The organism is Membranihabitans marinus, assembly GCF_021729155.1.
Classification (GTDB): Bacteria; Bacteroidota; Bacteroidia; order Chitinophagales; family Saprospiraceae; genus Membranihabitans; species Membranihabitans marinus.
Genome location: NZ_JAJQYA010000009.1, coordinates 160,720 through 164,658 on the forward strand (window position 1 = coordinate 160,720; position 3,939 = coordinate 164,658).

Below are 3,939 nucleotides of genomic sequence, written 5' to 3' on the forward strand. Positions count from 1 at the left end.
CAAAATAATCAAATACAACATAAAAGGAAATAAATATTTAGCTGATTATTCAGTCATTACAAACTATGGTAAAATGCAAAATATAGAATCAAACTCCCGCCCAGATTCGACTTCAAAAACCTAAATAACAAGTAGATTAACTCTATTTTCACCATATAAATAGAACTTGATTTGTGTTTTATTTAAATGACAAATTTTTCCATTTTTTTGATATTTTGATACCAAGAGGCAAAAAATTAACTAACGAACAATTTCAAATTCTTCGTAGGTATGCTGAATTTTATCTAATTTTTCATCATTGAAATACAATCGCACCGTAGATCTACCATTGGTTGACGGCCCCTTGTCCACAAAAAAGGTAAATCCCCATTCGCTATAATTCCCCATATCGCTATCGTAGTCTTTACTCAATGGCTTACCGGGTAAAATAAGAATATAGTTCTGATAACTAGGCTGTTGATATAGAAGGAGTAATTTCTGATATAATACTTCAATAGAATCACCGACGGCAATGGCCATTTCACTATTCACTTCTAAAGGCCAATGGTCTAATTCTTCCAACAAACCACCTCCAAAATGAATAGCTAAAACTTTTTCCTCCTTCAATTCAAAATAAGTTCGTTGAATTTGCCCATCATTTCTCTCCATGGTCAGGGCATTGTAATACGGAAGGGCATCGCGAACATCTTCTGGATTAGTATAAGGTTTACGATAGAGAACAGAAACTTGATTAAAATTCTTTTCAAGCCCCAACACTTGAAGCTGACCATAAACATCCTCAACCGAATCACCAATATTTAGCCCCCATTTACCACTTTTCTCTATGGTTTCGATAATGGGAAATTCTTCCTTAATACAAGATGATAAGAACAAAAGACCAAAGACAGAAAATACAATAGTCAAAAACTTGCCTACCATGGTTTGATTTTTAGTTGATGAAATCCTTTAACATTAACCCTATTATAATATAGAATACCAAGAAGACGTCAGCCGAATATGAATTGTTGGTAAATGTAAGATAAAAAAGCATGTATAAATAACATAATGACAAAGTTATCCATACATGCTTTTATTTATAAAAAACCTGATTATTTCATACATCTAACCTAGAATCTTCACTAATATGTATACCAAATGAATGAAGTATAACTACAGACTCAACAAGCATAAGCCTCTGGATATTAATCAGACTAAACCTCTTATTCGACACATGGAACCGACATAATTATATTGACAATTTTTTTCATTTAAATCAAAAATTTTCATTTCAGAAATATCAAAGCAAATTCCGAGTCATTTATTTCTAAAGATCCATATAAGCATACAATTGCGCCATCATGCCCATCCCCATTTGCGATATCACTCTATAATCACTTTCTTGCAATTTCACTCCCCCTCGATTATCTTGACTTACACTTTTTAAGAATCCATCTGGGGTAATATAGTCTTGTAATCCATGCCAGCACTTCACTGCGTGTTCTTTATAAGAAGAGGGTAATAAACCCGCCTTAACACCAATCAATATGGCGGCGGACATACCTGCAGATCCCGAAGTATCTACAGCATTATTGGAATCCATAAAGCCATTCCACAATCCATTGCTTTGTTGCATCCGAAGGGCATTATCCACGCCTTGTCTAAACTTTTGTTCTACTTCCTCATCTCTCATTACATCTTGTATTTCTACAATGGTTCTTACAAACCCCAATAAAGTCCATGCACCGCCACGAGCCCAATTTTTATAAGTATAATTATCTGAATTTGTATGATATCTCAGATTGAGGTCATGGCCATCGATCAATACAAAGCGATGGCGGAGTTGATCTAAGGCTTTTTGCATCATTTCACCGTCATTCCTTTTTTTACCGAGTACGGCCAATGGATAGGCTACGGTATAACAACCTTCAGCAGTAAGTGACGATCCACCTGTAATCATGCCATTGTCCATGGTATAATCATCCCAAGCCAACAATACTTTTTTCAATATTGGATGATTTGGTTTCACTCTAGCAATGGTGGCGATGGGAATGGTTGATTCAATACCATCTAATTCATTGTTCTTCGGCTCATTTCTAGCGGTTTCATACCTCATAACATCATTGTCGTCATTAAACAAATCCAAATGTTTTTCCAGTGCTTCCAGTGCTTTCTCTTCATTTTTCTGACTGTACAACTGCCATAATCCGTCCAACACTGTGCCTTCTCTCCAGCCAAAGGCTTGGATGGAGTTCAACGACATAAAGCATTTTAAGAAATCGTCTAAATCTCCTTTTTCATTCTGTGCTGATAAAAAGTGAGGATTAAAAACTTGATTTTCATCTTTTATGGACACCTTACTAAAATATCCAAAAGGATGATCGGCTTCCAATTTAATTTTCAACCCCGTTTGATTAATAGCTGATATATGTGTGGCATCAATTTTGATCTCATAAGGAACCAAAACAGAGGTGTATCGTATATCCAGCGTCCCAATATAGGAATCGTTTTCTGCGGTATACAGATGCAACAACATAATGCTCCATATTTCTACTGCAGGGGTCATTCGAAAATAAATATCTTGGATAGGCAATTGTTTGGATGGCTTTAGGGTAATGGTTTGACCAGGACTAATCTGATCGGCCTGCCAACCAAAAGCAATTCTTTTATTTCCTTCCAATTTTACTGGTGTACTATTCTCTACTTCAGAAGTAATCAATTCCCAATCTTGACGGTAGTTTTCACTCTCTTTTCTCAGGCAAAAACTAGGCATAGTCGCCATCATTAGCCCACTCCATTTTAAAGTATTAACGAATTTTCTTCTCTGCATTGAGTCTATTTTAAGTCTTACATTTTTATAAAATAATATTTATACTTTATTGTAATTCATCTTTTATCTAGGATCTCTTATTCCCCATCTCGAACCACATTGCTTCTACAATCCCAACAGCAAAACTTAAATAAAAACCACTGCGTCTTCTTCAGAGGACGACACGGTATTTAGGAATCACAAATCATACTATTTACCAGTATAGAATCACAAATAAGGAAAATATCTTAGAAAATAAAAACACAATATTTGCATTTATCCACAAACATCAAAAGAATACTTCATGTAATTTTCAATTCAATGGCAATATTATCTGATTGATTAAAATAAATCAATAATATCTGCCCAATCTGAATCTTCATCATCAGAAATTCTATTATAAACAGAGTCCAACTATCACCTCCATCCGTAATTCTAGCATACATTTTTCTTTTGGCTTTATTAACAGATGTATGTGTTTTGTCAGTTTTTTTATAATCAGAAACCACAAAACCTACTAAAATTCGATTCCTCCAATTCCACACTCCAATATTTGCAGGTCAACCTGCAAACCCTATCACTTCATAGTAAACAATACTTTGTTTTATATTTTGCAAATTAAATTTGTTGACCTCCTGCAATTGAGAATTACAAAAGGTCAGAAACAAAATTATTAATAAATTTACTACAGTCCTAAGGCGGATATTTTCAAGTCAATGGAATGACTATTTTTAACTTTAATGAGTGATTTAACCTGATTTCAATTTATTAAAATGATAAATATTCCCCTACTTCACTTTGTTAAAATTAGGATTCACCGTGTGGAGTATTGGATTTACATCATGCATCCACAGGTTAAACTTACCGCTCATTTCAATCACTTTTTCTGGCATCTTGGAAAATAGATTATTCTCTTCTGAAGGATCCAATTTCAAATTATACAATTCATATCCAATCGGATCAAAAAACTCGATATACTTATAATCACCTGAAACAATCGATCCTCCTGGTGAATTTCCTTGTGGTGCATAATGAGGATAATACCAAAACATATCACGCTCATCCTCCAATTCCTGACCTGATTCACCATTAAACTGACTCACCAATGACACACCATCAATATTCATATTGTCATCCAACTCATAACCAACTAT

At 34.3% G+C, this 3,939-nt stretch carries 3 protein-coding genes; all 3 read right to left on the reverse strand.

Annotated features, from left to right (window positions below; all coding sequences use genetic code 11):
• Positions 1-240: 240 nt before the first annotated feature.
• Positions 241-918 carry a hypothetical protein gene (locus LVD51_RS08250; protein ID WP_236970742.1) on the reverse strand — a complete coding sequence of 226 codons (678 nt, stop codon included), beginning with the start codon at positions 916-918 and terminating at the stop codon, positions 241-243.
• Between the two features lie 385 nt (positions 919-1,303).
• Positions 1,304-2,806 carry a glycoside hydrolase family 88 protein gene (locus LVD51_RS08255; RefSeq protein WP_236970743.1) on the reverse strand — a complete coding sequence of 501 codons (1,503 nt, stop codon included), beginning with the start codon at positions 2,804-2,806 and terminating at the stop codon, positions 1,304-1,306.
• Positions 2,807-3,573: 767 nt separating this feature from the next.
• Positions 3,574-3,939 (reverse strand): sulfatase/phosphatase domain-containing protein (locus LVD51_RS08260; protein ID WP_236970744.1); only part of this gene is annotated, 366 nt, incomplete at its 5' end.